Source organism: Ruegeria sp. C9 (assembly GCF_056537585.1).
The window spans coordinates 403,414-425,468 of the sequence record NZ_JBQFRU010000005.1 but is presented as its reverse complement, the minus strand read 5'-3'; the positions used below and the strand labels follow the sequence as shown (position 1 = coordinate 425,468).

The window sequence follows — 22,055 nt, the reverse complement described above, 5'->3', positions numbered from 1 at the left end:
ATGAGCGCGCTTAAAGCGCCTCTTCGTTGGTTTCCCCGGTCCGCACGCGCAGGGCTTGCTCGACATCGAGGACGAAAATCTTGCCGTCACCGATCTTGCCGGTCTTGGCGGTTGTGGTGATGGTCTCGACGATCTGGTCGGCCATGGTGGCGGGCACCACGATCTCAAGCTTGATCTTGGGAACGAAATTCACGGCGTATTCGGCACCGCGATAAATCTCGGTGTGACCCGATTGCGAGCCAAACCCTTTGATCTCAGTCACCATCATGCCGCGCACGCCTGCATTGGTCAGTGCCTCGCGCACCTCCTCAAGCTTGAACGGTTTGATTGTCGCAATGATCAGTTTCACGTCTTTCCCCTCTACTACTCCGGGCGGCCCGGCATTTTGCACCTGCAGAAAAATGCGCGACAGAGGTTCAGATGGAACGTTTTCGGAGGGTAAATGAGGGTAAAAAATCAGCAATTATGCACAATTTTTGCACAAAACACGCTACTTGGTGAAAATATAGGCAAACTTGTGAGGGGAAATACGGGTATTTCACACCTCTACATGGCCGTTCCGGCGGGGTATGGTGCCCCAAAAGCATAACCGGGCAGAGTTTGAGCATGACTGAGTCCAACCGTCGCAAATCGCGCCTTGTCGCGGATAAAAGGTACCCGACCAAAGGCCGAAAGCCTGCGGCGACCAAGCGGGCTGCAAAACCCGCTGGTAAGAAGTCGACGGCCCGAAAAGCCGCTCCGCGCAAAACGGCGCGGAAGAAAACGCGGCGCAGTTCTGGTGGGAAGGGCGGTGGCATTTTCCGCCGGCTGTTCCGCTGGTTCTGGCGCATAATTTGGGGGATCAGTTGGAGGGTCGGCGCAGTGGCGGGGTTGCTGTTGGCGCTGGCGGTGGGTGTTGTTTACACCTCATTGCCGGATGTCGATGCCCTGCTTGATGGGCGGGCACGCGGTTCGGTGACCTTGCTGGATCGCGACGGCAAGGTCTTTGCCTGGCGTGGCGATCAGTTTGGCGGCGTGATTACGGCGGATACAGTTTCGCCGCATCTCAAGAACGCCGTGATTGCAACCGAGGATAAGCGGTTCTACCGCCATTTCGGCGTCAGCCCGCGCGGTGTCGCCAGCGCGGTACGCATCAACCTGAGCGAAGGACGTGGACCGCTGTCTGGTCACGGTGGTTCAACGATCACCCAGCAAACCGCGAAACTTCTATGCCTGGGTGTGCCTTATGAGCCCAGCGAATGGGAGTCTGAGGCTGCATATGAAGCCGATTGCCGTCAGGGTTCGCTATGGCGCAAGGCGAAAGAGGCAGTTTATGCCATTGCGATGGAGGTCAAATACTCCAAGGATGAAATTCTGACGATCTATCTGAACCGCGCCTTCCTCGGTGCGGGAGCCCGCGGCTTCGAGGCCGCCAGCCAGCGGTATTTCGGTATTTCAGCAGCCGAAGTGTCTCCGGCCGAGGCAGCAATGCTGGCAGGTCTATTGGTGGCCCCGACACGCTATGCGCCAACGAACAACCTGCAACGTTCACAAGATCGGGCACGTTTGGTGGTTGGGTTAATGGAGGCTCAGGGCTATCTGAGCAGCGCGCAGGCCAGCGAGGCCCGCAGCCGTCCGGCGCAGTTGTCCGAGGCCGCTGCCGCGCGTGCTGGTGGTTACTTTGCCGATTGGGTCATGGCCAGCGGGCCCGAGTTTTTCACACGTAACACAACCGAGGACGTGGTGATCCGAACCACACTGGATCAGCGCATTCAAACGTCGGCAGAAGAGGCGCTGAAATTCATCTTCCAGGAGAAGGTGCGCGAAGGGTCCAAAGCGCAGGCCGCTATTGTGGTGATGTCAGCGGATGGCGCGGTTCGAGGTATGGTCGGTGGGCGCAAGACCCGTGTTTCGGGGGCGTTCAACCGGGCTACGCAGGCTCTGCGTCAAACGGGTTCGTCGTTCAAACCGTTTGTCTATGCGACGGCCTTGGAGTTGGGTTATTCACCGCTGGACACGGTGATGGATGAACCAACGTGCTGGAACATCGCAGGTTCAGGTCAGTGGTGCCCGAAGAACTACACCAATAAGTTCTATGGCCGGGTGACATTAGCAGATGCGTTGAAGAATTCGTTGAATATTCCCGCAGTCAAAGTGGCGGATATCTCGGGGCTGGACAACGTGCGCACGGTTGCCAGTGGTTTCGGCCTTTCAAGTGATCTGGCCGAGGGACTCGCGCTGGCGCTCGGCGCATCGGAAAGCACGCTGATAGAGATGACGGGCGCTTACGCTGGTATCCTGAACGGCGGTTCAGCGGTGGAACCCTATGGTCTGACCGAGTTGAAGCTGCTTGGTGAGACCGATCCAGTTATGATCACGACAACCGGTATCGGTGAACGCGTCATCAACGACAAGGCCGCCAAACAACTGACCTGGATGATGGAGCGTGTGGTCTCTGAAGGTACAGGCGGACGGGCAAAGCTGCCGGGCTGGCAGGTGGCGGGCAAGACCGGCACGACCCAGGCCGCACGTGATGCGTGGTTTATCGGATTTACCGCGGACTACGTTACGGGCGTTTGGATGGGGTATGATGACAATACGCCGTTGTCAGGTGTCACGGGTGGAGGCTTGCCGGCGGAGATATGGAAAGAGACCATGCTGCGCGTGACAGAAGGGATGACGCCCACGCCGTTGCCCATGTTGGTGCCGGACCCACCGGTTAGAACCGCGCAGCCGCAGCAACAGCGCCGTAAGAATCAAACCGGTTTGGACCGTGCGATCAACAACCTGCTGAACAACATCTTCGGAAACTGACCAACAAAAAAAGGCGGTGCGCTGGGCACCGCCTTTGATGTCTGAATGATCGTAAGATCAGACGCTTTCGTCTAGCGCTGCCAGAATTGCATCACCCATTTCGCTGGTCGAAACCGGCTCAACCCCTTCTTCGGCCAGCAGGTCAGCTGTGCGAACGCCGTCGGCCAGAACCTTCTCGATCGCGGTTTCCAGACGATCCGCTTCGTCGCCTTGGTCAAAGCTGTAGCGCAGTGCCATGGCGAAGCTGAGGATACACGCAATTGGGTTGGCCTTGCCTTGACCTGTAATGTCCGGGGCCGAGCCATGAACGGGTTCATACATGGCCTTAGGGCGGCCATTCGCCATCGGTGCGCCCAGCGAGGCAGACGGCAGCATGCCCAAAGACCCGGTCAGCATCGCTGCGCAATCGGATAGTACATCGCCAAACAGGTTGTCGGTGACGATCACGTCAAACTGTTTGGGCGCGCGCACAAGCTGCATCGCGCCGTTGTCTGCATACATGTGTGACAGCTCGACCTCGGGGTATTCCTGACCGACACGTGTCACGACCTCGCGCCATAGGATGCCCGATTCCATCACATTGGCTTTTTCCATCGAGCACAGTTTCTTGTTCCGGCGCATCGCCAGCTCAAACGCGGAACGTGCTGCGCGTTCGATCTCGGATTCGGTGTAGCGCTGGGTGTTGATGCCAACGCGCTCATTGCCTTCTTCAAAGATGCCGCGCGGCTCACCGAAGTAGACACCCGATGTCAGCTCGCGCACAATCATGATGTCGAGGCCAGCGACCACATCCTTCTTCAGCGAAGAGAAATCCGCCAGCGCGTCGAAGCACTGAGCTGGGCGCAGGTTGGAATACAGGTCCATTTCCTTGCGCAAACGCAGCAGTCCGCGTTCGGGTTTCAGGCTGAAATCCAGATCGTCATACTTAGGGCCGCCAACAGCCCCCAGCAGCACGGCGTCGACGTCTTGTGCCTTGGCCATGGTCTCATCCGATAGGGGCTTCCCGTGCGCATCATAGGCAGCGCCGCCGACCAGATCCTCGCTCACGTCAAATTGAAGACCGCGATTGGCGCCGAACCAATCGATGATTTTGCGCACTTCGGCCATAACTTCCGGGCCAATTCCGTCTCCGGGCAGGATGAGGAGCGAGGGGTTGGACATCGACAGTCTCCTTGCGTTTTGTCGCACAGGCCCTAGCGTTTGCGGCGCATCGGGTCAATGAGACGAACCCATCAAATCACGAGGAAACCACATGCTGACACCCGGAAATCCGGCCCCATCGCTAAAAATCGAAACAGTAAGCCATGGCACCTTTGATCTTGAGCGCGACACGGGCGAAAACGGAACGCTGGTGATTCAGTATCGCGGCCTGCATTGCCCGATCTGCGTTCGCCAAATGGGTGAGGTCGAGGCTGCGCTGGATGAATTCGCCGAGCTGGGGATTGAGGTGATCATGATCACCACGGATACCGACGAACGTGCGGCCGAGACGGTTGAGAAGGCCGGAGTGTCGAAGCTGCGCGTAGGATACGGCCTGTCCATGGCCGACGCGCGGGATGTCTGGGGCCTGAACATCTCGGTGGCTCGTGAAGGTAGTGCCGAGCCAGCGTTGTTCGCTGAGCCAGGACATTTCTATATCAAACCTGATCAGACCCTCTATTACGTCTGGCAGCAGACAACGCCTTTTGCGCGGCCGCCGATGTCGGACATCGTCGGCGGTTTGAAATTCACCTTGGCCAATAACTATCCTGCGCGCGGCACCTATACCGGCGCGCTGTAGGCGGTTTTAAAGCCGGGCCTTCAACCCGTCGGCCAGCAGATCCCAGACTCTGCGAATGCGCGGGGTCTGTCGCATCGCCTGAGGGGCAGCCAGCCAGACCGGTAGCACCGGTATCTCGACATCAATATCTAGCACTTCGACCAGAGGATCGGACTGTGCGATGCTGAGTTGGCTGAAGCCCACCCCACACCCTGCGCGGATCAATTCCCAATAGGCAGTCTGGTTGTCGCATCGCGTGGCAAAGCTGTCCCGGCTGGCAGGCCAGCCCTTGTTCCGCATAGCGGTGATAATGTCTTCATTGGTGTCAAATCCCACAAGGTCGTGCTGCATCAGCTCTGTCGGCGTTGTTGGTCGCCCCGCACGATCCAGATAGCTTTGGGCGGCGCAGAAACATAACGGCACCTCGCCGATATGCTTTGCCACGATGTCGACCTGTTCGGGCCGATACATGCGCACGGCAATATCGGCCTCGCGGAACAGCAAGTTTTCGCTGGCATCCGAGGCGACCAGATCAAGCTGAATCGCCGGTTCTGCCTCACGGATTGCGGCAAGTATCGGCGGCAACAGGTGATGCGATACAAATACCGAAGCGGTGATCCTGACCGACCCTTCCAGCTGTTGCGCCTGACCCGCTGCCGTCAGCCCCAGGGCATTGACTGCGCTGTACATCTGCTGCGCCATTGGCAGCACTTGCTGCCCCACCTCGCTGAGCGTCAGTCCACGCGCGTGACGATCAAACAGCGAGACCCCCAATTCTTCTTCCAGCGCATGCACCTGACGACCAAGCGTCGGCTGGCTGCGACCCAGTTGCTTTGCGGCTGCGGATAGTGAGCCGGTTTCGGCAACCGCCAGAAAGCTTTGAACTAAGGACCAGTCGGATAGTTGGAGTGTTTTAGCCATTCAAAAACGAATACATAATCTGCGATTTTTCGCAATTTCCAAAACATCGTGAATGAATAGATTGATCCGGAACGGAGGGATCAATGCCACAAACGGTACTTATTCTCGGGGCCACCGGTCGATTTGGACGCAACGCTGCAAGAGCTTTTTCGGATGCGGGATGGATTGTGCAAAAGTTTGATCGACGCAGGGAGGAATTGCGCGCGGCGGTACATGGAGTAGACGTCATCGTGAACGCCTGGAATCCGCTTTACCCCGACTGGGCGGAGCAGGTGCCAGTGTTGCATCGTCAGGTAATCGCCGCTGCATCAGAGCGTGACTTGACGGTCATTGTCCCGGGGAACGTTTATGTTTTCGGTGCGGATACGCCCGGCCCCTGGTCTACCAGGACACCGCATCTTGCGCGAAATCCGTTGGGACGCATTCGGATCGAGATGGAAGAGGCTTATCGCGCCTCGTCGGTTCGGACCATCATGTTGCGGGCAGGTGATTTCATAGATACCACGGCCTCTGGCAATTGGTTCGATCAGATTCTCATCAAACACTTGCGGCGCGGGCGCTTTGTGTATCCCGGCAATCCGGATATCGCGCATGCTTGGGCCTATCTGCCCGATTTAACTCGCGCTGCTGTGGAGTTGGCAGAAATGCGCAGCCTGCTACCGCGTTTCTGCGATGTCCCCTATGCTGGATACACCTTGACTGGCAATGAAATGGCATTGGCGCTTTCGCAGGTTGCGGGGCGTAAACTCACCCTTAAACAGATGGCATGGTGGCCTTTGCATCTGGCCCGCCCGTTCTGGCGTATGGCGCCTCATTTGTTTGAGATGAGGTATCTATGGAATACTTCTCACCGGCTGGACGGACGCCTCTTTGATGCTCTGCTACCGGAATTTGCGCAGACCGACCTAAATGATGCGTTAAGGAACGCCGTGTCTGAACCTGTGCAATATGAATCCCGCCAGCGACTCGGCACAGTCATACGGTCATGATCGAAGCCTATTCGTCGAACAGATCGACCCAGACAAGCCGGTGACGGCTTGCGGCGACGGCCGCGTCACGGGATGTGGGTTCCGGCCAGTAAATGCCCGCATCGTGCACACGCCAATCCGCCGAAGGTAGGACATAATCCACTCTCATCTCGCCAACGCCCTTCCACAAAACTGTTGAAGTTGACCCCGCAGGGTCAACAGGCATCGGATCCTGCAGTTGCGGATTGGCCAGAAGATCACGGATTGCCGATTTGCGACCCTCGCCTTTGTAAGGATCCTGGTTCGCATCACCTGCGATGACAAAACGCCCCGCAGGTTTCTCACCCAGATCACCGTTCAGCAAAAGCGACCAGAGCCGAATTTCATCCCTGTTGCGCAGTCCGTTCCGATCTTCAGGTCCATCAAAGACAGGCGGGCTGGCGTGAAACGTCATCAGGTCTAGGCGACCACCCGGGGTGTCGACTGGAACGACCCAATGCGATGTAGAAGACAGCCGCTGAACAGCCTGCGCTTGTGGTGATGGGAAGGGCTCTCCATCCTCGGCTGGCAGCTGGGCATTCGGCAAGTCGCGCCACCGCAACTGGGTGAATGACCGCACTTGATCGGTAGCGATAGGATAGCGGGACAGCACTGCCAGCCCATTCTGGCCGGTGAACCGCCCCCAGCCTTGTGCATCGCCCGGGCCGCCCGTCTCGCCGTCCCCATCCAGATCCAACGCGGTTTCGATCCCGGAATTGGGTTGCTCGGCGTAACTGTATCGATAATCCAAGCCGTTGCTTTTCAGCGCCTCGACCAGCGCAGCAAGGGCAAGCCCGTCTAAATCCCAATCGATGCCTTGCAGCGCGACGATATCGGGACGGGTTGTCATCAGCACCTCGATCACCGCAGCGACCTGAGGGTCGTTCCGCCGAATATCACGCAGCAACAGGCCGGGACCTTCGCGACTGAGTTCTGTATTGAAACTTGCGATGCGCAATGTCTCTGCCTGTGCCGTAAAGGGCAACAGCAACAGAACCAGCAGTCGGATCATGCGATCTGAGTTGACTCGGAAGTTGAGTATGCGCGGCGCTTCTCAACGATCAGGCCGGCAATGCGTAGTGTCGCCATGCCTCGCATGATCATGCTGGCAGGCAGGAATGCCCATGCGCAAAGGGTCCAGATCAATGTCTGCGGATTGCTGAGCGCGATCGGCGTGATGAAAGCAGCCATCAGTTTGATCAGGGCGGGAATCAGGAAAGGCAGCAAAGCCCCAATTGCGATGTTGAGCCGCCCGTCACGCTGCAGACGGGTGACCACATCACCACCCTTGGTTGGGTCAAACAGCGGTAGATTGGTCCAGACGTTGAACGCGCCGTTGCCTGTTGGCCATCCCCGAAGCTTCACTGCATAGGCAAAGCTGGCGATGGTAACCAAGGCCGCGACATAAGCGACGCTGGCGGAGATACGCACCAAATCTACGAGGGGCTGGCTGGCATCGGCGGGCAGCATCAGAACCACAAGACGAACGGGGGAGTAGGGGAAATCCACCACATTCGCGACCATCAGGCCAACTGAATAAAACAGGCCAGTAAGTTCCGAGGGGGCATAGGCGTTCTTGCAGATCAGCGTCAGGAAGGTAACCATCGACATCAAACCGACAAAGCGCAGCCTGTTCACAGGTGGTGCGTCACGAAATTCGATAAAGCTTGGAAAGGCCGAGTTGTATTCCGAGAAAGTCAGGATAAACGCAAGGATCGCCAGAAAGACGACAATCTCAGTCCCATTCGACGTCGATGTAGGCAGGTACAACGCAGGGGTAAGCACCATAAGTGCTACCAATAATCCACGTATCGCCGCCCCCGTTGTGCGTGCAATCACAATCCGAACCCTTTTTCAAACCGGCGTAGTCGATTCTGTGCCGACTTATCGTCCAACTTGTGCTCACCGCTCGTTCGTTGGCGGCTACCTCATGGGTGCCAACTTTGCCGATAAGCGGTATTTCGCTCAAGCCAATGAGCAAATAACACGCAATTTCGGGCAAAATGATGGCGCAACTGGTGCGGGATTGCATCAATTTCGACGCAAATCCGACGTGTATCTCAAATTGATACCTACATGTTGTGGTGCTCTGGGTTTTTGCCCCAAGAATGCGAACAGGGCCGCGCTTGCGACCCTGTTAGGTTGAGTATCAACAGATTCGTCCCCAGAGTCATACCCAGGGGCGGGCCTGACTCGCATGATCTTCGAACTTGTCGATGTGATGGTCTTTTTCCATCGTCAGGCCAATATCGTCCAGACCGTTCAGCAGGCAGTGCTTGCGGTGTGGGTCAATGTCGAACTCGATGACCATGCCATCCGAAGTGGTAATCTGCTGATCTTCCAGATGCACCGTCATGCGGGCGTTTTCACCCTTGTGCGCGTCATCCATAAGAATCGCGTGATGCTCTTCTTCGACTACGATGGGCAGGATGCCGTTCTTGAAGCAGTTGTTGAAAAAGATGTCGGCGAAGCTGGTCGAGATCACCACCTTGATGCCGAAATCTTTGATCGCCCATGGCGCATGTTCCCGCGACGAGCCGCAACCGAAATTGTCGCCGGCCACCAGAATCTCGGTGTTGCGATAAGCGGGTTTGTTCAGAACGAAATCTTCGTTCTCGCCGCCATGATCGTGATAGCGCATCTCATCAAACAGCACGACACCCAGGCCAGAGCGTTTGATGGTTTTCAGGTGCACTTTGGGAATGATCATATCGGTGTCGATATTGATCAGTGGCATTGGGGCGGCCACCCCGTGGACTTTTTCGAACTTTTCCATTTCTACACTCCTGCGGGGTAGGGCCGCGCCCGTGCTCCGCGTTTAAGCTTCTTTCGCTTCTGTTGTTTCGTCCTTGGGTGCGTTCTTGACGAAGAACGCCATGAAGACCAATCCGAATCCGTTGAACAGCATCTCAATGCCCAGGAAGATCCCGAGTATGCTCAGCAGAGCAGCCGGTTCCTTGCCCACATAGGTCCAGATGATGCCGGCGAGGATGATCGACAAGATGCCCGAGATCATCGTGGGCCAGAAAAACTGCGTTCCTTTCATCTGGAACGACAGAATGACCCGCGCGATGCCGCCTGCCATGAACAGGATCAGCATCACAGTTGCCAGCGTCAGCGTGCCCTGCAGCGGGTGATCCAGAAAGGACCAGCCCAGAAACAGCATGACCGCACCCATGATGAGTGACAGGATCTTGTTGCCAGTGCCTTCAACCGTGAAGCCACCAACGATCTGCATTCCGCCCGCAATCAATAGCAGCACACCGGTTACTACTGTTACGGCAACGGACGCCACGACCGGTGCGCCTAATACGAACACCCCGAATGCTATGGACAAAAGTCCAAGCAGTAGCCATTTGACCCAATCACTCATGTTAGTCTCTCCATCAAATATCTAGATATGAGAGACTCTTACATCAATTCACGGACGTCTGTCAGCCGTCCTGTGATTGCCGCAGCGGCAGCCATTGCGGGGCTCAGCAGATGGGTACGCCCACCGCGACCCTGACGGCCTTCGAAGTTGCGGTTCGAAGTCGCGGCACAGCGCTCGCCCGGTTGCAGCTGGTCGGGGTTCATCGCCAGACACATTGAACAGCCCGCGAGACGCCACTCGAAACCGGCATCTTTGAAGATCTCGGCCAAACCTTCTTCTTCGGCCTGTGCACGCACCAAGCCCGAGCCTGGTACGACCATGGCGCGCATGCCGTCCTTGATCTTCTTGCCTTTCAGGATTTCCGCCGCAGCGCGCAGGTCTTCGATCCGACCGTTGGTGCAAGAGCCGATGAAAACAGTGTCGATTTCAACATCGCTCAGCTTTTGACCGGCTTCCAAGCCCATATACTCGATCGAACGGCGGGCCGCGTCGACTTTACCGCCTTCGAAATCTTCGGGATGCGGTACGGATGCGGTGATCGGCAGCACATCTTCGGGACTGGTGCCCCAAGTGACGACCGGCGCGATATCTTCACCACGCAGCGTGATGACTTTATCGAAATGCGCATCTTCGTCGGTGTAAAGCGTCTTCCACCAGTCCATCGCGGCTTCCCACTGCGCGCCTTTGGGGGCATGCGGGCGGCCTTTGACATATTCAAAGGTGGTCTCATCCGGCGCGATCAGGCCAGCGCGGGCACCGCCTTCGATGGCCATGTTACAGACGGTCATGCGCCCTTCCATCGAAAGATCGCGGATCGCTTCGCCGCAATACTCGATGACATAACCTGTGCCGCCAGCAGTACCGGTCTCGCCGATCACAGCCAGAGTGATATCTTTGGCGGTCACACCCGGCTGCAGTTTGCCGGTGATTTCGACCTTCATATTCTTGGACTTCTTCTGGATCAGAGTCTGGGTGGCCAGAACGTGTTCAACCTCGGACGTGCCGATGCCGTGGGCCAGAGCGCCGAATGCACCATGAGTCGCCGTGTGGCTGTCGCCGCAAACAACGGTCATGCCGGGCAGGGTCCAGCCCTGTTCGGGGCCGACGATATGCACAATGCCCTGACGGACGTCGTGCACAGGGTAATAGTGAATGCCGAAATCTTTGGCGTTCTTGTCCAGTGCCTCGACCTGAATGCGTGATTCCGGGTTTTCGATACCATTCACACGGTCCGGCGTGGTCGGAACGTTGTGATCCGGCACGGCGATGGTTTTTTCTGGCGCGCGCACCTTGCGGCCCGCCATGCGCAGGCCTTCGAACGCCTGTGGGCTGGTCACTTCGTGAACCAGATGGCGGTCGATATACAGCAGGCAGGTGCCATCATCGGCCTCGTGGGCGACATGGGCATCCCAGATCTTGTCATAGAGTGTTTTGGGGGACATCGGTCCTCTCCCGTATGAAATGAGAAATAGCTGGCGAGTTGGCTTAGGCCGCCGATAGGCGGGCCAAGACCGTGCGGGCAGCCCCAAAGAACCGTTCACGCAGACGCGCGCGATCTTCCAGATTCTGTTCTTGGGCCACATTGAGTCTCATACGCACCAGATATAACGGGCATTCGTGTCAATCAAGGTTCAATCCCAACCGTCTCACTGCGGGCTTGCATCATCCAGCATCGCTGTCCAAGCTGACCTGCAGGAGAGGTGAATGAACCAGGATTTACTACCGGAGACGCTCTCGGAGCTTTACGCCAACATGACGGCGGCGTTTTCCTCGCAAATTGAAGGTCTGGTCGAGTTGATCGTCACCCCAGGATGGCGGCAGTATCAACTCATCATCATCCTGTTTCTCTGGGCAATTTCATTCTTGCTGAAACTGCTGACGCAGGGCCGATGGGAAACCTGGGCGAGGGCCCGGGTGGGATGGCCAAAATGGCGTCTGCGGATATTGATACAACTGATGCGCCGTCTGACGTTGGTCTATTTTGTGTTGCTGTCTGGTGGGCTTTATCTGGTGATGCAACAGGTCACATGGCCGTCGCGGAGCTATATACTTGGTGTCTTCGCAACACTGGCTGTTGCATGGCTGGCCATCGCGTTGGTTTCGCGATTGGTGAGAAACCGAACGCTGCGACAAATATTTAAATGGTCTATGTGGGTCTATGCCACGCTGATTGCGTTGAACCTGACGGATGATGTAGCCGGTTTCCTAGATGGCGTCGCCATTTCTATCGGTGATCTTCATATCTCGGCGCTGGGCATCATCAAGGCTGTACTGCTGATCGGCGTCCTGCTGACTTTGGCGCGTGTCGGCACACGCGCGGCTGAGCGCGGCCTTACGAACAATCAAGACATAACCCCATCGATGCAGGTTCTTCTGGCCAAGGGTATTCAGGTGCTGCTCTACGGGGCGGTGTTCATGGCGGCGATCCGCACCCTCGGGTTTGATCTGACTGGCATAGCGTTGCTGTCCGGGGCCATTGGCGTCGGGATCGGGTTTGGCCTGCAAAAAGTGGTTTCGAACCTGATCTCAGGCATCATCATCCTGATGGACCGGTCGATCAAACCGGGCGACGTGATTTCACTCGGGGACACATTTGGTTGGATTAACGCGCTGGGCGCGCGCTATGTCTCGGTGGTTACGCGGGATGGTCGGGAATATCTGATTCCGAACGAAGATCTGATTACCAATCAGGTTGTAAACTGGTCGCATTCCGACCGTTTCGTGCGGTTGGATCTTGATTTCGGCACCAGCTACGACGACGACCCGCACAAAGTCCGCGCGACAGCGATCCGTGCCGTCAAGACGGTTGGTCGAGTGCTGAGTGGAGGCAAACATGAACCTGTCTGCCATATCACTGGTTTCGGTGACAGCAGCGTGGACTATGTGTTGCGCTTCTGGATCAGTGATCCGAACAAGGGTCTGACAAACATTCGAGGCAATGTCTTCCTGGCGCTGTGGGATGCGTTCAAGGTCGAAGACATCTCGCTTCCGTTCCCGCAGCGTGAAATCCGTGTATTGGGCGGCTTGGAGGCCGACGCCGAGGTGCAACATCTCGCCAAAGAGTGACTGGATGTGGGGCGCAGCGTCGGCCCTTTCATTGAAATGTTGCAATCCCCTTGTTACCTTATTAGTACCCCGGCGCCGGGGTTTCACGGCGCGCAGCAAAGGAGGACTATGTCCTGTCTCTACATACACAGGCGGGTTTGCCCGCCGATGATGGGGCCGGTGTAATGGCCCACTCTCAGTCAATCAGCGACAAGCTGCTTGAACGTATCCTTTCCTCACTTTCCGATGACAAGGCCGAAGACGTCGTGCAGATCAACCTGCAAGGTAAGTCTTCTGTTGCGGATCACATGGTGATTGCCTCGGGTCGGTCGACCCGCCAGGTCTCGGCCATGGCGGAAAAGCTGACGGATCGCATCAAGCAGGAATTCGGTTTCACCTCGAAGGTCGAAGGCAAGGATGCCGGCGACTGGGTGCTGATCGATACGGGCGACGTGGTCGTTCATATCTTCCGCCCCGAAGTGCGTGAATTCTATCAGCTGGAAAAGATGTGGCTGCCTCAGGGCGGCAGCGCCTCGGCGAATTGAGGCGCTATCCCGGCCTGTATTGAGGGGTCGGAGGCGAGAGAGACATGCGTATCAGCATCGTTGCGGTCGGGCGATTGCGCGCCGGACCGGAGAAATCCCTGCTTGACGACTACCTGACCCGATTTGACAGGACCGGCCGCGCGCTGGGCCTTGGTCCTGCGAAGGTGATCGAGGTCGAAGACAAGAAAAACGCAGGCATGGGGGCCGAGGCGGCCCTGCTGCGCAAGGCGCTGCCCAAGGGTGTGGTGATCTGTACGCTAGATGAGCGCGGACGGGTGTTGTCCTCGCCTGAATTTGCAAAAAAGCTGGGTGGATGGCGCGACGCGGGCCGACAGGATCTGGCGCTGATCATCGGCGGAGCGGACGGAATAGACCCTAATCTGCGGGCGGAGGCTGATTTTTCCCTATCCTTTGGGTCAATGGTCTGGCCCCATATGTTGATCCGTGTGATGCTGGCCGAGCAACTTTACCGGGCCGCGACCATCCTTTCAGGCGGCCCTTATCACCGGGTCTGACATGGCGCAGCTATTGATCGTCTACCACTCGCGCACCGGCGGCACCCGGCAAATGGCTGAAGCCGCAGCCGAAGCAGCGCGGGATGAAGCGAACACCATCCTGAAAACCGCCGATCAGGCCGGGCCAAACGACCTGCTGGCCGCCGATGGCTATATCTTCTGCGCACCCGAGAACCTGGCTGCGATTTCGGGTCTGATGAAAGATTTTTTCGACCGCTGTTATTATCCTGTGCTGGGGAGGATCGAAGGTCGACCCTATGCGCAGATGGTCTGCGCCGGATCAGATGGTGAGAATGCCGCGCGACAGATGGCACGGATCGCAACGGGGTGGCGGTTGAAAGAGGTGCAACCGCCCCTGATCATCTGCACTCATGCGCAAACACCCAAAGCGATCTTGGCCGAAAAGATCATTCCTGAAGAACAACTTGAAAACTGTCGTGAGGTTGGAGCGGCCTTGGCCGCAGGTCTCAGCCTCGGGGTGTTCTGAGGGTCAGTTCAGATCGACCACGGTCGTGTCTTCGCTCCAACCACCGACATTGTCGCGCGCCTGAATTTGCACCTGCGTGGTCCCGTCCGGAATCACCACCCCGCCAAGTGACCGTGTAAAGGGCTGCTCATCGACATGAGGGTGATGCAGCACACGCATCCCCAGCTCGTCCCCCTGCATATCCAGAACACGCCAGCCGTCGGCATAGTCATCCCATCCGGTGTCGGAGTGGCGGATCGTGACGTCGAACCGCCAGGTATCCCCATTTGATTGGGCTGAAACCTGTTCGACCGTCGGAGGGTCGGCGAATGCGGGGCTGGCCAGTAAGGCGCTGAGAATCAGATATCGCATGGGGCCAAACTATGCGCTCGCGCATGGCATTGCGATCACGACTCTGTGTTTGGTGGCGCAGTCATGATTACGGTGCGCGAATGCGAGGCGAATTCGCGACGATAGAGCACACCGAATGTGACGATTGAGCTTAGGATCAGGGCTACCGGTCCAAGTATCCATGCAATTGAAGCCAACGCAAAATATGTCGCCCGCAACGCGCGATTGAAACTACGAGCCGCCGTGATGCAGATATCAGCGGATTGTGTGGCGCGTGGATAGGCCTGTGGATCATCGGGATCATTTGGAACAGCGGCCATCAGGATTGCGCAATACCCAAACAGGCGATGCGACCAGACAAATTTCAGAAAAGCGTTCGACAGAAAAAGCAGAATAATCAGTATCTTGATTTCCCAAACCATGGCAGGCGCACGGCCGATGGCAAGATCTTCAGCAACCCCAGCAAGGCGTTCGGTATTGCCAAGCAATGCCAAGCCGCCGCCTATTGCAATCATGATTGTCGAAGCGAAGAACGTGCTGCCCTGGCGCATGGCCGAGATCACTTGTGCATCGAACACACGCGGCTGGCGCGTCACCATTTCACGCATCCAGACCTTGCGGAAATCATCCATCATCAATGAAACCGATGGTTTCTGAGAGGACGGATTTTCGATCCTCCACCCAATCCCCAGCCATGTCGCGAACAATAGCAAAACGGCTGCATAGTCCAGCGAGGAAAACAGTAATGTGCGGTCGATCCAGGTCATGCCGCGACACTATTGTTGGATTCGGCAACTTGCCAGTCGATAAAATTGGTAATATAATTTTACCAAATGGAGGATCAGCGATGGAAATGCCCAAGCCAAATCCGGATGTCTTAGCACGCAAGCAGGCATTGGTTGCGCGACTACAGCAAGTGCTGCCGAAGGATGCTGTTATCCATGAAGAGGCCGAGACCAGGGCTTATGAATGTGATGCGCTGACCGCCTATAAATGCCCGCCAATGCTGGCTGTACTGCCTTCGACCACGCAGCAGGTTTCCGATGTCTTGCGCATTTGCCATGAACTGGGTGTGCCGGTTGTACCGCGCGGCGCGGGCACGTCATTGGCGGGTGGTGCCCTGCCGACGGCAGATTGTGTGATTCTAGGCGTTGCACGGATGAACGAAGTTCTGGAAATCGATTACGACAACAGATTTATCAAAGTGCAATCCGGCCGAACCAACCTGAGTGTAACCGGTGCCGTTGAACAAGAGGATTTCTTTTACGCCCCCGATCCCTCATCCCAGCTTGCCTGCGCCATTGCCGGAAATATCGCGATGAATTCCGGCGGCGCGCATTGCCTGAAATACGGGGTGACGACCAACAATCTGATGGGTGTGACTATGGTCATGATGGATGGCAGCGTGGTCGAAATTGGAGGTGCCTATCTGGATGCAGGCGGGTTGGACCTGTTGGGTGTTATCTGCGGATCCGAAGGGCAATTGGGTGTCGTAACTGAAGCAACGTTGCGCATCCTGCGCAAACCTGAGGGTGCGCGGCCCGTTCTGATGGGCTTTGACGATAATGAAGTGGCCGGTCAATGCGTCTCTGACATAATCAAATCGGGCATATTGCCTGTCGCGATCGAGTTCATGGACCGCCTTTGTATTCGAGCCTGCGAGAATTTCGCCCAAGCGGGTTATCCTGATTGCGAGGCGTTGCTGATTGTCGAAGTTGAAGGATCAGAGGCAGAGATCGATAGCCAGTTGTCGAAGATTATCGAGATCGCCAAGCGGCATAATCCGGTTGAGCTGCGAGAAAGCCAATCGGCTGATGAAAGCGCCCGTATCTGGCTGGGGCGGAAATCGGCCTTCGGCGCGATGGGGCAAATCAACGATTATATGTGTCTGGATGGGACGATCCCGGTCTCATCGCTACCCTTCGTCCTGCGCCGGATCGGGGAGCTGAGCAAAGATTATGGCCTGCCAGTCGGCAATGTGTTCCATGCCGGTGACGGCAACATGCACCCCTTGATCCTGTTTGACGCCAACAAACCCGGCGATCTTGAGAAATGTGAAGCGTTCGGGGCGGACATCCTGAAGCTTTGCGTTGATGCGGGGGGCTGCCTGACTGGTGAGCATGGGGTCGGCATCGAAAAGCGTGATCTGATGACACACCAATATGAACCACAGGATCTTGAGGCGCAGATGGCGGTGAAAGATGTGTTTGACCCGAATTGGCTGTTGAACCCAGCAAAGGTGTTTCCGCTAAAGGCGTCTGCCACGCGCAGGATGGCTGCAGAATAGATGAGCCTTCCCCATCAATACCCAGAGTATTTGCGAAAAGATGAAGTGCCATGACACCTGAAACCGAGGCTGAACTTGCGGACATCGTTGCCGGCCTGGATGGCCCAGTGCGTATTGCCGGAGGCGGCACGCGCGGCCTTGTTGGGCCCGAGCCTGTGCTGAACCTGTCAGGACTGCACGGAATTACACAGTATGAGCCGGGCGCATTGACTCTGGTCGCGAATGCCGGGACTCCAGTGACTGAGATCGAAGCGGCTTTGGAGGCCGAGGGCCAGCAACTGGCGTTCGAGCCGATGGATCATCGCGGTTTGCTGGGCACCACGGGGGAACCGACAATCGGCGGTGTTGTCGCGGCCAACATCTCGGGGCCGCGTCGAATTCAGGCGGGCGCGTGCCGGGATTTCCTGTTGGGCGTACGTTATGTCGACGGGTTGGGGCAGGTGATCAAGAATGGCGGGCGGGTGATGAAGAATGTCACCGGTTACGATCTGGTCAAGCTCATGGCGGGTTCCTGGGGCACGCTAGGGGTGCTGTCCGAGGTCTCACTGAAAGTGCTGCCTAGACCTGAGATTGAGACCACTCTGGCAGTCGGGGCCGCTGATGTAGGAACCGCAGTTGATCTCATGTCCACTGCCCTGAAATCCCCCTTCGAGGTGAGCAGTGCAGCCTATGATCCACTGGGTGGGCAGGCGCTGTTGCGGATCGAAGGATTTGCCGACTCGGTTGCCTATCGGGTAGGTCGATTGCGCGAAATCCTTGGGGGCGAATGCACCGAGTTAGAGAATTCGAGGAACCGCTGGGTCGATCTGCGTGATCTGCGTGCGTTTCAGGATCTGGAAGGTGATGTCTGGCGCTTATCGGTGAAACCCGGCGATGCAGCCAGCCTTGCAGAACGGATCGACGTGGATCGAACCTTATTTGACTGGGGCGGGGGCTTGATCTGGGTATTGGTGCCAAAGGGCACTGATCTGCGTGCACGACTGGGTCACTTTGAAGGACATGCAACGCTGGTACGTGCAGAGGCTGACACCATCGTTGAATTTGGGCGGTTCCAACCGGAGAGCACGCAGATTGAGGCTCTAACAAAGGCAATTCGGAAGAGATTTGACCCTCGGAACGTGTTCAATCCGGGTCTGATGGGGTAGGCGATGCAGACGAAATTTACCGAAAAGCAGTTGCAAGACCCAGCGATTCAGCGATCCAACGAGATACTCCGAAATTGTGTTCACTGTGGTTTCTGTACAGCAACCTGCCCGACTTATCAGGTGCTAGGCGATGAGTTGGACAGCCCTCGCGGGCGCATCTATCTGATCAAGGACATGTTGGAGAATGAGCGTGTTCCGGACGAAAAGACTGTCAAGCATATCGATCGCTGCCTATCCTGCCTCGCCTGCATGACCACGTGCCCCTCGGGCGTGCATTACATGCACCTCGTGGACCACGCACGGGAATATATCGAAGACAACTACAAGCGCCCGTTCTCGGATCGGGCTCTGCGCTGGATATTGGCCAGAATCCTGCCTTATCCGACACGCTTTCGCTGGGCTCTAATCGGGGCAAAGCTGGGTCGTCCGTTCCGGTTTCTGATGCCGGATGCCCGGCTAAAGGCGATGCTGGACATGGCGCCGAGATATATTCCACCAGTCAGTCGCAATGATGACCCTCAGAGCTTTGCAGCAAAAGGCGCTAAGAAGAAACGCGTCGCCCTAATGACGGGCTGTGCGCAAAAAGCGCTGAACACCGACATCAACGACGCCACGATTCGCCTGCTGACCCGATTGGGCTGCGAGGTCGTTGTCGCCGAAGGTGCCAGCTGTTGTGGCGCATTAACCCATCACATGGGTAAAACCGGTGAAAGCCATGCGTCTGCTGCAGCCAATATCCGGGCCTGGACACGCGAAATGGATGGTGATGGTCTGGATGCGATCGTGATCAACACCTCGGGGTGTGGGACCACGGTTAAAGATTATGGGCACATGTTCCGCAGTGATCCGCTGGCGGTGGATGCGGGGCGTGTATCCGCCATGGCGATGGATATCAGTGAGCTTTTGGTGCAGCTGGAGATGCCGAACAGCGACAAGAAAGAACTGGTTGTTGCCTACCACGCGGCGTGTTCATTGCAACATGGGCAAAAGGTTACCTCTTATCCCAAGAACCTGCTGAAATCTGCTGGATTCACAGTGTTAGAGCCTAAAGATAGTCATTTGTGCTGTGGCAGTGCAGGAACCTACAACCTGATGCAGCCTGAGATTTCGGGTAAGTTGAAACAACGAAAAGTGCGCACGCTTGAGGCTAGGAACCCTGATGTTATCGCGGCAGGTAACATCGGATGCATGATGCAGATCGGCTCTGGGACTAACACGCCCGTTGTCCACACAGTCGAGCTGCTGGACTGGGCCACCGGAGGGCCGGAACCGCGCGCATTGCGCGGCGGCATGGCTGGGGTACCCCAACTGCGTTGATCGATTGCTGCACCCGCGCATCAGGTCCGGTTGAATTTCATCCAAGGGGCAATTGCCCTATTTTCGCCGCACCAACGGCATACGAATCTTGGTCGGACCCCATGACCGGAGACCCGCGTGCGCAACTGGATCACGGCTATTGTCTTCAGCTTGCTGCCCTTGGCAGGACAGGCGCAGGATACTGGGCTTAGGAGCCTGGAAACCACCGATGCCGGGCGCGAGTGGATGGCGGTTGGTCGGCTGGATATCGACGGTACTGGGTTTTGTACCGGATCGCTGATATCTCCGACTCTGGTACTGACGGCTGCGCATTGTCTGTACGACAAGACCACGAAACAGCGAATTAATCCGGCCCGGATCGAGTTTCTGGCCGGTTGGCGCCTTGGTTCCGCCTCGGCTTATCGTCCGGCGCGTCGAACAGTGGTTCACCCCGACTATGTTTATGAAGGCAATGTTTCTGCAACGCGGGTGCGTCATGATATTGCGCTGATCGAGCTGTGGCAGCCGATCCGCAACACCTCGGTCATTCCTTTCGAAACCGGACGCCGTCCTGCCCGCGGTCAAGAGGTGGGGGTTGTCTCGTACGCGCATGACCGCGCCGAAGCGCCAGCACTGCAGGAAGTCTGTTCCGTCATTGGGCGACAGGCTGGAATTCTGGTTATGTCCTGCAACGTGGATTTCGGGGCATCCGGCGCGCCGATCTTTTCGTTTGACGGCGAGCGGCCACGCATTGTGTCGGTCGTTGCAGCGAAGGCCGAATTGCAGGGTCAACGCGTTGCGCTGGGCACCGCCTTGGATGAATCGCTGGAATTGTTGCGGGCCGAGCTTTCGCAGGGGCGGGGTATGAACGCCACATTGGACAACAACACCAAAAACCTCGGAGCAAAGTTCCTTAAGCCATGATGCGTGTTTTTCTAAGTATCACCTTGCTTGTTTCTATTCTCGTAACTGCCGCGCAGGCCCAGACCAGCAGCAAGCGCCGACTGACGGATCGCGATGATCTGTATGGGTGGGAGGCGGTCGGACGTCTGGATATCGGCGAACAGGGCTTTTGCACCGGTACTTTGATAGCAAAGGACATCGTGCTGACAGCGGCGCATTGCGCTGTGAGCAAGGCCACCGGAAAACCCTATGCCCCCGGTGAATTGACCTTTCGTGCCGGTTTGAGCGACGGTCAGGCGCTTGCGGATCGCAAGGTCATCCAGATTGCGACCCATCCCGATTTTGTTGCCAATGCGCCGGTATCGGCGTCACGTGTTCGAATTGATGTGGCTCTAATGCGGCTGGAAGAGCCGATTCCCTATTCGATTGCTGATCCGTTCGCCCTGCACAGCGGCCGCGTCAGCGACAGCGAAATCAGCGTCGCCTCGTATGGTCGCGGTCGGGCCGAGGCGATCACGCGCCAACGCTCTTGCCGCATCCTGCAACGCGGGCAGGGGCTGATCAGCTTTGATTGCGATATTACATTCGGTTCGTCGGGCTCCGCTATTTTAGCAAAAAAAGGCCCGCGTTGGCAGATCCTGTCGGTTGTTTCGGCGGGCGCATCGGATGGTCAACGCAAGATCGGCTACGGGATGGAGCTGTCGGGGATTGTCTCGGAACTCAAGGCGATATTGCGTCGTGACGCGCCCCGACCCACGGCAACAATCCGCAGATTGCAGCCGGGTTCAGCCAAGTCCAGTTCGGGTGCTAAATTCCTCAGCGCGGGCGGGTCTTGAACCCAGTCCTTTTACTTCCCATCTGAGTTTTACTGGATCGCCAAGGCTGGGGTCCGGCATAAATCACCGCCCGTCCATTTCGGAGGGCAATTTCGTGAATCGCTCAAAGATGAGGATACGACATGCGTACATTTGACTTCGCACCACTTCACCGCGCAACCATCGGTTTCGACCAGATTGCAGACATGATGGACCGGGTTTTGACCAATGACGTGGCTCAGCCCAGCTATCCCCCTTACAACATCGAAAAGACCGATGCTGATACCTACCGCATTTCGGTCGCTGTTGCAGGGTTTTCCGAGGCCGATCTGTCGGTTGAGGTAAAGGAAAATTCTCTGGTGGTTTCCGGCAAGAAAGCTTCGGACGAAAAAGAGCGCAGCTACCTGCACCGTGGCATCGCCACCCGCGCGTTCGAGCGCCGCTTTGCTCTGGCCGACCACGTTCGCGTTACCGGCGCGAGCCATGAGAACGGCATGCTGAACATCGATCTGAAGCGCGAAGTGCCAGAAGCCCTGAAGCCGCGCCGGATCGAAATTTCGTCTGGCAAGGCCATTGAAAAGGACGTGGTTGACGCCAAAGCCGTGAACTGAGGCCGTTGATCACTTAGCGACAGTCCCGCCTCTCTGGATTGTCGCACCACACGCCCCGCGTTCCTCCAGGCGCGGGGCGAAGTTGTATCCATCGCAACACGGACATGGTGGGCAACACGTTTTCACGAAAATCTGGCAATAGTTTAGGTCGTCAGGCTAGTCTCTTCTGGAACACTTCAATGAACTGAATTTTGTTCACTGCCTACAGAGGGAGACGAAATAG

General features: G+C 57.0%; 24 protein-coding genes. 13 read left to right on the top strand and 11 right to left on the bottom strand.

Annotation, left to right across the window (positions count from 1 at the left end):
* Positions 1–10 precede the first annotated feature (10 nt).
* On the bottom strand, positions 11–349 hold the full coding sequence (locus ACR0NE_RS15630) for a P-II family nitrogen regulator (protein ID WP_039541190.1): 339 nt from the start codon (positions 347–349) through the stop codon (positions 11–13).
* A gap of 257 nt (positions 350–606) precedes the next feature.
* Between ACR0NE_RS15630 and ACR0NE_RS15625 the strand changes: the two genes are divergently transcribed.
* Positions 607–2,793, top strand: coding sequence for a PBP1A family penicillin-binding protein (locus tag ACR0NE_RS15625; protein ID WP_170597133.1), 2,187 nt, complete (start codon positions 607–609; stop codon positions 2,791–2,793).
* A 57-nt stretch (positions 2,794–2,850) separates the two neighbouring features.
* On the opposite strand, the gene leuB is transcribed toward ACR0NE_RS15625, so the two are convergent.
* Positions 2,851–3,954, bottom strand: a complete 1,104-nt coding sequence (gene leuB, locus ACR0NE_RS15620; protein WP_170395155.1) for a 3-isopropylmalate dehydrogenase — start codon at positions 3,952–3,954, stop codon at positions 2,851–2,853.
* Between the two features lie 91 nt (positions 3,955–4,045).
* On the opposite strand from leuB, the gene ACR0NE_RS15615 reads away from it, so the two are divergent.
* On the top strand, positions 4,046–4,573 hold the full coding sequence (locus ACR0NE_RS15615) for a redoxin domain-containing protein (protein WP_170515492.1): 528 nt from the start codon (positions 4,046–4,048) through the stop codon (positions 4,571–4,573).
* Positions 4,574–4,579: 6 nt separating this feature from the next.
* On the opposite strand, the gene ACR0NE_RS15610 is transcribed toward ACR0NE_RS15615, so the two are convergent.
* Positions 4,580–5,473: a LysR family transcriptional regulator gene (locus ACR0NE_RS15610; protein ID WP_170395159.1), complete on the bottom strand. Its 894-nt coding sequence runs from the start codon at positions 5,471–5,473 to the stop codon at positions 4,580–4,582.
* Between the two features lie 83 nt (positions 5,474–5,556).
* Here ACR0NE_RS15610 and ACR0NE_RS15605 point away from each other — a divergent pair, with 83 nt between their 5' ends.
* Positions 5,557–6,462 carry a sugar nucleotide-binding protein gene (locus ACR0NE_RS15605; protein WP_170597134.1) on the top strand — a complete coding sequence of 302 codons (906 nt, stop codon included), beginning with the start codon at positions 5,557–5,559 and terminating at the stop codon, positions 6,460–6,462.
* Positions 6,463–6,469: 7 nt separating this feature from the next.
* On the opposite strand, the gene ACR0NE_RS15600 is transcribed toward ACR0NE_RS15605, so the two are convergent.
* From ACR0NE_RS15600 to ACR0NE_RS15575, 6 genes are all read right to left on the bottom strand, one after another.
* On the bottom strand, positions 6,470–7,492 hold the full coding sequence (locus ACR0NE_RS15600) for an endonuclease/exonuclease/phosphatase family protein (protein ID WP_170597135.1): 1,023 nt from the start codon (positions 7,490–7,492) through the stop codon (positions 6,470–6,472).
* A complete protein-coding gene (locus ACR0NE_RS15595; protein ID WP_170395166.1) occupies positions 7,489–8,319 on the bottom strand; it encodes a hypothetical protein in 831 nt (276 codons plus the stop codon). Before ACR0NE_RS15595 ends, ACR0NE_RS15600 begins: the two co-directional genes overlap by 4 nt.
* Positions 8,320–8,650: 331 nt before the next feature.
* The gene (leuD, locus tag ACR0NE_RS15590; protein ID WP_170395169.1) at positions 8,651–9,256 is read right to left on the bottom strand and encodes a 3-isopropylmalate dehydratase small subunit; all 606 of its coding nucleotides are present in this window, start codon (positions 9,254–9,256) and stop codon (positions 8,651–8,653) included.
* A 42-nt stretch (positions 9,257–9,298) separates the two neighbouring features.
* Positions 9,299–9,853, bottom strand: coding sequence for an HdeD family acid-resistance protein (locus tag ACR0NE_RS15585; RefSeq protein ID WP_170395171.1), 555 nt, complete (start codon positions 9,851–9,853; stop codon positions 9,299–9,301).
* 38 nt (positions 9,854–9,891) lie between these two features.
* Positions 9,892–11,295, bottom strand: coding sequence for a 3-isopropylmalate dehydratase large subunit (leuC, locus tag ACR0NE_RS15580; protein ID WP_170395174.1), 1,404 nt, complete (start codon positions 11,293–11,295; stop codon positions 9,892–9,894).
* Between the two features lie 43 nt (positions 11,296–11,338).
* Positions 11,339–11,434: an isopropylmalate isomerase gene (locus ACR0NE_RS15575; protein ID WP_260023663.1), complete on the bottom strand. Its 96-nt coding sequence runs from the start codon at positions 11,432–11,434 to the stop codon at positions 11,339–11,341.
* A gap of 123 nt (positions 11,435–11,557) precedes the next feature.
* Here ACR0NE_RS15575 and ACR0NE_RS15570 point away from each other — a divergent pair, with 123 nt between their 5' ends.
* The 4 genes from ACR0NE_RS15570 (at position 11,558) to ACR0NE_RS15555 (ending at position 14,445) form a co-directional block, all read left to right on the top strand.
* Complete coding sequence (locus tag ACR0NE_RS15570) at positions 11,558–12,919, top strand: mechanosensitive ion channel family protein (protein ID WP_170395177.1); 1,362 nt, start codon at positions 11,558–11,560, stop codon at positions 12,917–12,919.
* Between the two features lie 164 nt (positions 12,920–13,083).
* Positions 13,084–13,443: a ribosome silencing factor gene (gene rsfS / locus ACR0NE_RS15565; RefSeq protein WP_039541351.1), complete on the top strand. Its 360-nt coding sequence runs from the start codon at positions 13,084–13,086 to the stop codon at positions 13,441–13,443.
* Between the two features lie 44 nt (positions 13,444–13,487).
* Positions 13,488–13,958, top strand: a complete 471-nt coding sequence (rlmH, locus tag ACR0NE_RS15560; RefSeq protein ID WP_170597136.1) for a 23S rRNA (pseudouridine(1915)-N(3))-methyltransferase RlmH — start codon at positions 13,488–13,490, stop codon at positions 13,956–13,958.
* Between the two features lies 1 nt (position 13,959).
* Positions 13,960–14,445 carry an NAD(P)H-dependent oxidoreductase gene (locus tag ACR0NE_RS15555; protein WP_170597137.1) on the top strand — a complete coding sequence of 162 codons (486 nt, stop codon included), beginning with the start codon at positions 13,960–13,962 and terminating at the stop codon, positions 14,443–14,445.
* A 3-nt stretch (positions 14,446–14,448) separates the two neighbouring features.
* Here ACR0NE_RS15555 and ACR0NE_RS15550 read toward each other — a convergent pair whose 3' ends face one another.
* Together ACR0NE_RS15550 and ACR0NE_RS15545 are read right to left on the bottom strand one after the other, a co-directional pair.
* On the bottom strand, positions 14,449–14,796 hold the full coding sequence (locus tag ACR0NE_RS15550) for a hypothetical protein (RefSeq protein WP_170597138.1): 348 nt from the start codon (positions 14,794–14,796) through the stop codon (positions 14,449–14,451).
* Positions 14,797–14,831: 35 nt separating this feature from the next.
* A complete protein-coding gene (locus ACR0NE_RS15545; protein WP_170395190.1) occupies positions 14,832–15,542 on the bottom strand; it encodes a DUF599 domain-containing protein in 711 nt (236 codons plus the stop codon).
* 80 nt (positions 15,543–15,622) lie between these two features.
* Between ACR0NE_RS15545 and ACR0NE_RS15540 the strand changes: the two genes are divergently transcribed.
* The 6 genes from ACR0NE_RS15540 to ACR0NE_RS15515 all read left to right on the top strand — a co-directional run bounded on the left by ACR0NE_RS15540 (position 15,623) and on the right by ACR0NE_RS15515 (position 21,832).
* Positions 15,623–17,062: an FAD-linked oxidase C-terminal domain-containing protein gene (locus tag ACR0NE_RS15540; protein WP_170597139.1), complete on the top strand. Its 1,440-nt coding sequence runs from the start codon at positions 15,623–15,625 to the stop codon at positions 17,060–17,062.
* Positions 17,063–17,112: 50 nt separating this feature from the next.
* Entirely contained in the window at positions 17,113–18,207 is a 1,095-nt protein-coding gene (locus tag ACR0NE_RS15535; protein ID WP_170597140.1) for an FAD-binding protein, read from the top strand.
* A gap of 3 nt (positions 18,208–18,210) precedes the next feature.
* A complete protein-coding gene (gene glcF / locus ACR0NE_RS15530; protein WP_170597141.1) occupies positions 18,211–19,524 on the top strand; it encodes a glycolate oxidase subunit GlcF in 1,314 nt (437 codons plus the stop codon).
* A 117-nt stretch (positions 19,525–19,641) separates the two neighbouring features.
* On the top strand, positions 19,642–20,427 hold the full coding sequence (locus ACR0NE_RS15525) for a trypsin-like serine peptidase (RefSeq protein WP_170423291.1): 786 nt from the start codon (positions 19,642–19,644) through the stop codon (positions 20,425–20,427).
* A complete protein-coding gene (locus ACR0NE_RS15520) occupies positions 20,427–21,242 on the top strand; it encodes a trypsin-like serine protease (RefSeq protein WP_170396061.1) in 816 nt (271 codons plus the stop codon). The genes ACR0NE_RS15525 and ACR0NE_RS15520 overlap by 1 nt, the downstream gene beginning before the upstream one ends.
* Before the next feature lie 122 nt (positions 21,243–21,364).
* Positions 21,365–21,832 (top strand): Hsp20 family protein, encoded by a 468-nt coding sequence (locus ACR0NE_RS15515; RefSeq protein ID WP_170395206.1) that lies wholly within the window; start codon positions 21,365–21,367, stop codon positions 21,830–21,832.
* Positions 21,833–22,055 lie beyond the last annotated feature (223 nt).

Coding starts and splice junctions, on each gene's coding strand:
- ACR0NE_RS15625 (WP_170597133.1), top strand. CDS start 607: ATGACTGAGTCCAACCGTCGCAAATCGCGCCTTGTCGCGGATAAAAGG.
- leuB (WP_170395155.1), bottom strand. CDS start 3,954: ATGTCCAACCCCTCGCTCCTCATCCTGCCCGGAGACGGAATTGGCCCG.
- ACR0NE_RS15615 (WP_170515492.1), top strand. CDS start 4,046: ATGCTGACACCCGGAAATCCGGCCCCATCGCTAAAAATCGAAACAGTA.
- ACR0NE_RS15610 (WP_170395159.1), bottom strand. CDS start 5,473: ATGGCTAAAACACTCCAACTATCCGACTGGTCCTTAGTTCAAAGCTTT.
- ACR0NE_RS15605 (WP_170597134.1), top strand. CDS start 5,557: ATGCCACAAACGGTACTTATTCTCGGGGCCACCGGTCGATTTGGACGC.
- ACR0NE_RS15600 (WP_170597135.1), bottom strand. CDS start 7,492: ATGATCCGACTGCTGGTTCTGTTGCTGTTGCCCTTTACGGCACAGGCA.
- leuD (WP_170395169.1), bottom strand. CDS start 9,256: ATGGAAAAGTTCGAAAAAGTCCACGGGGTGGCCGCCCCAATGCCACTG.
- ACR0NE_RS15585 (WP_170395171.1), bottom strand. CDS start 9,853: ATGAGTGATTGGGTCAAATGGCTACTGCTTGGACTTTTGTCCATAGCA.
- leuC (WP_170395174.1), bottom strand. CDS start 11,295: ATGTCCCCCAAAACACTCTATGACAAGATCTGGGATGCCCATGTCGCC.
- ACR0NE_RS15570 (WP_170395177.1), top strand. CDS start 11,558: ATGAACCAGGATTTACTACCGGAGACGCTCTCGGAGCTTTACGCCAAC.
- rsfS (WP_039541351.1), top strand. CDS start 13,084: ATGGCCCACTCTCAGTCAATCAGCGACAAGCTGCTTGAACGTATCCTT.
- rlmH (WP_170597136.1), top strand. CDS start 13,488: ATGCGTATCAGCATCGTTGCGGTCGGGCGATTGCGCGCCGGACCGGAG.
- ACR0NE_RS15555 (WP_170597137.1), top strand. CDS start 13,960: ATGGCGCAGCTATTGATCGTCTACCACTCGCGCACCGGCGGCACCCGG.
- ACR0NE_RS15550 (WP_170597138.1), bottom strand. CDS start 14,796: ATGCGATATCTGATTCTCAGCGCCTTACTGGCCAGCCCCGCATTCGCC.
- ACR0NE_RS15545 (WP_170395190.1), bottom strand. CDS start 15,542: ATGACCTGGATCGACCGCACATTACTGTTTTCCTCGCTGGACTATGCA.
- ACR0NE_RS15540 (WP_170597139.1), top strand. CDS start 15,623: ATGGAAATGCCCAAGCCAAATCCGGATGTCTTAGCACGCAAGCAGGCA.
- ACR0NE_RS15535 (WP_170597140.1), top strand. CDS start 17,113: ATGACACCTGAAACCGAGGCTGAACTTGCGGACATCGTTGCCGGCCTG.
- glcF (WP_170597141.1), top strand. CDS start 18,211: ATGCAGACGAAATTTACCGAAAAGCAGTTGCAAGACCCAGCGATTCAG.
- ACR0NE_RS15520 (WP_170396061.1), top strand. CDS start 20,427: ATGCGTGTTTTTCTAAGTATCACCTTGCTTGTTTCTATTCTCGTAACT.
- ACR0NE_RS15515 (WP_170395206.1), top strand. CDS start 21,365: ATGCGTACATTTGACTTCGCACCACTTCACCGCGCAACCATCGGTTTC.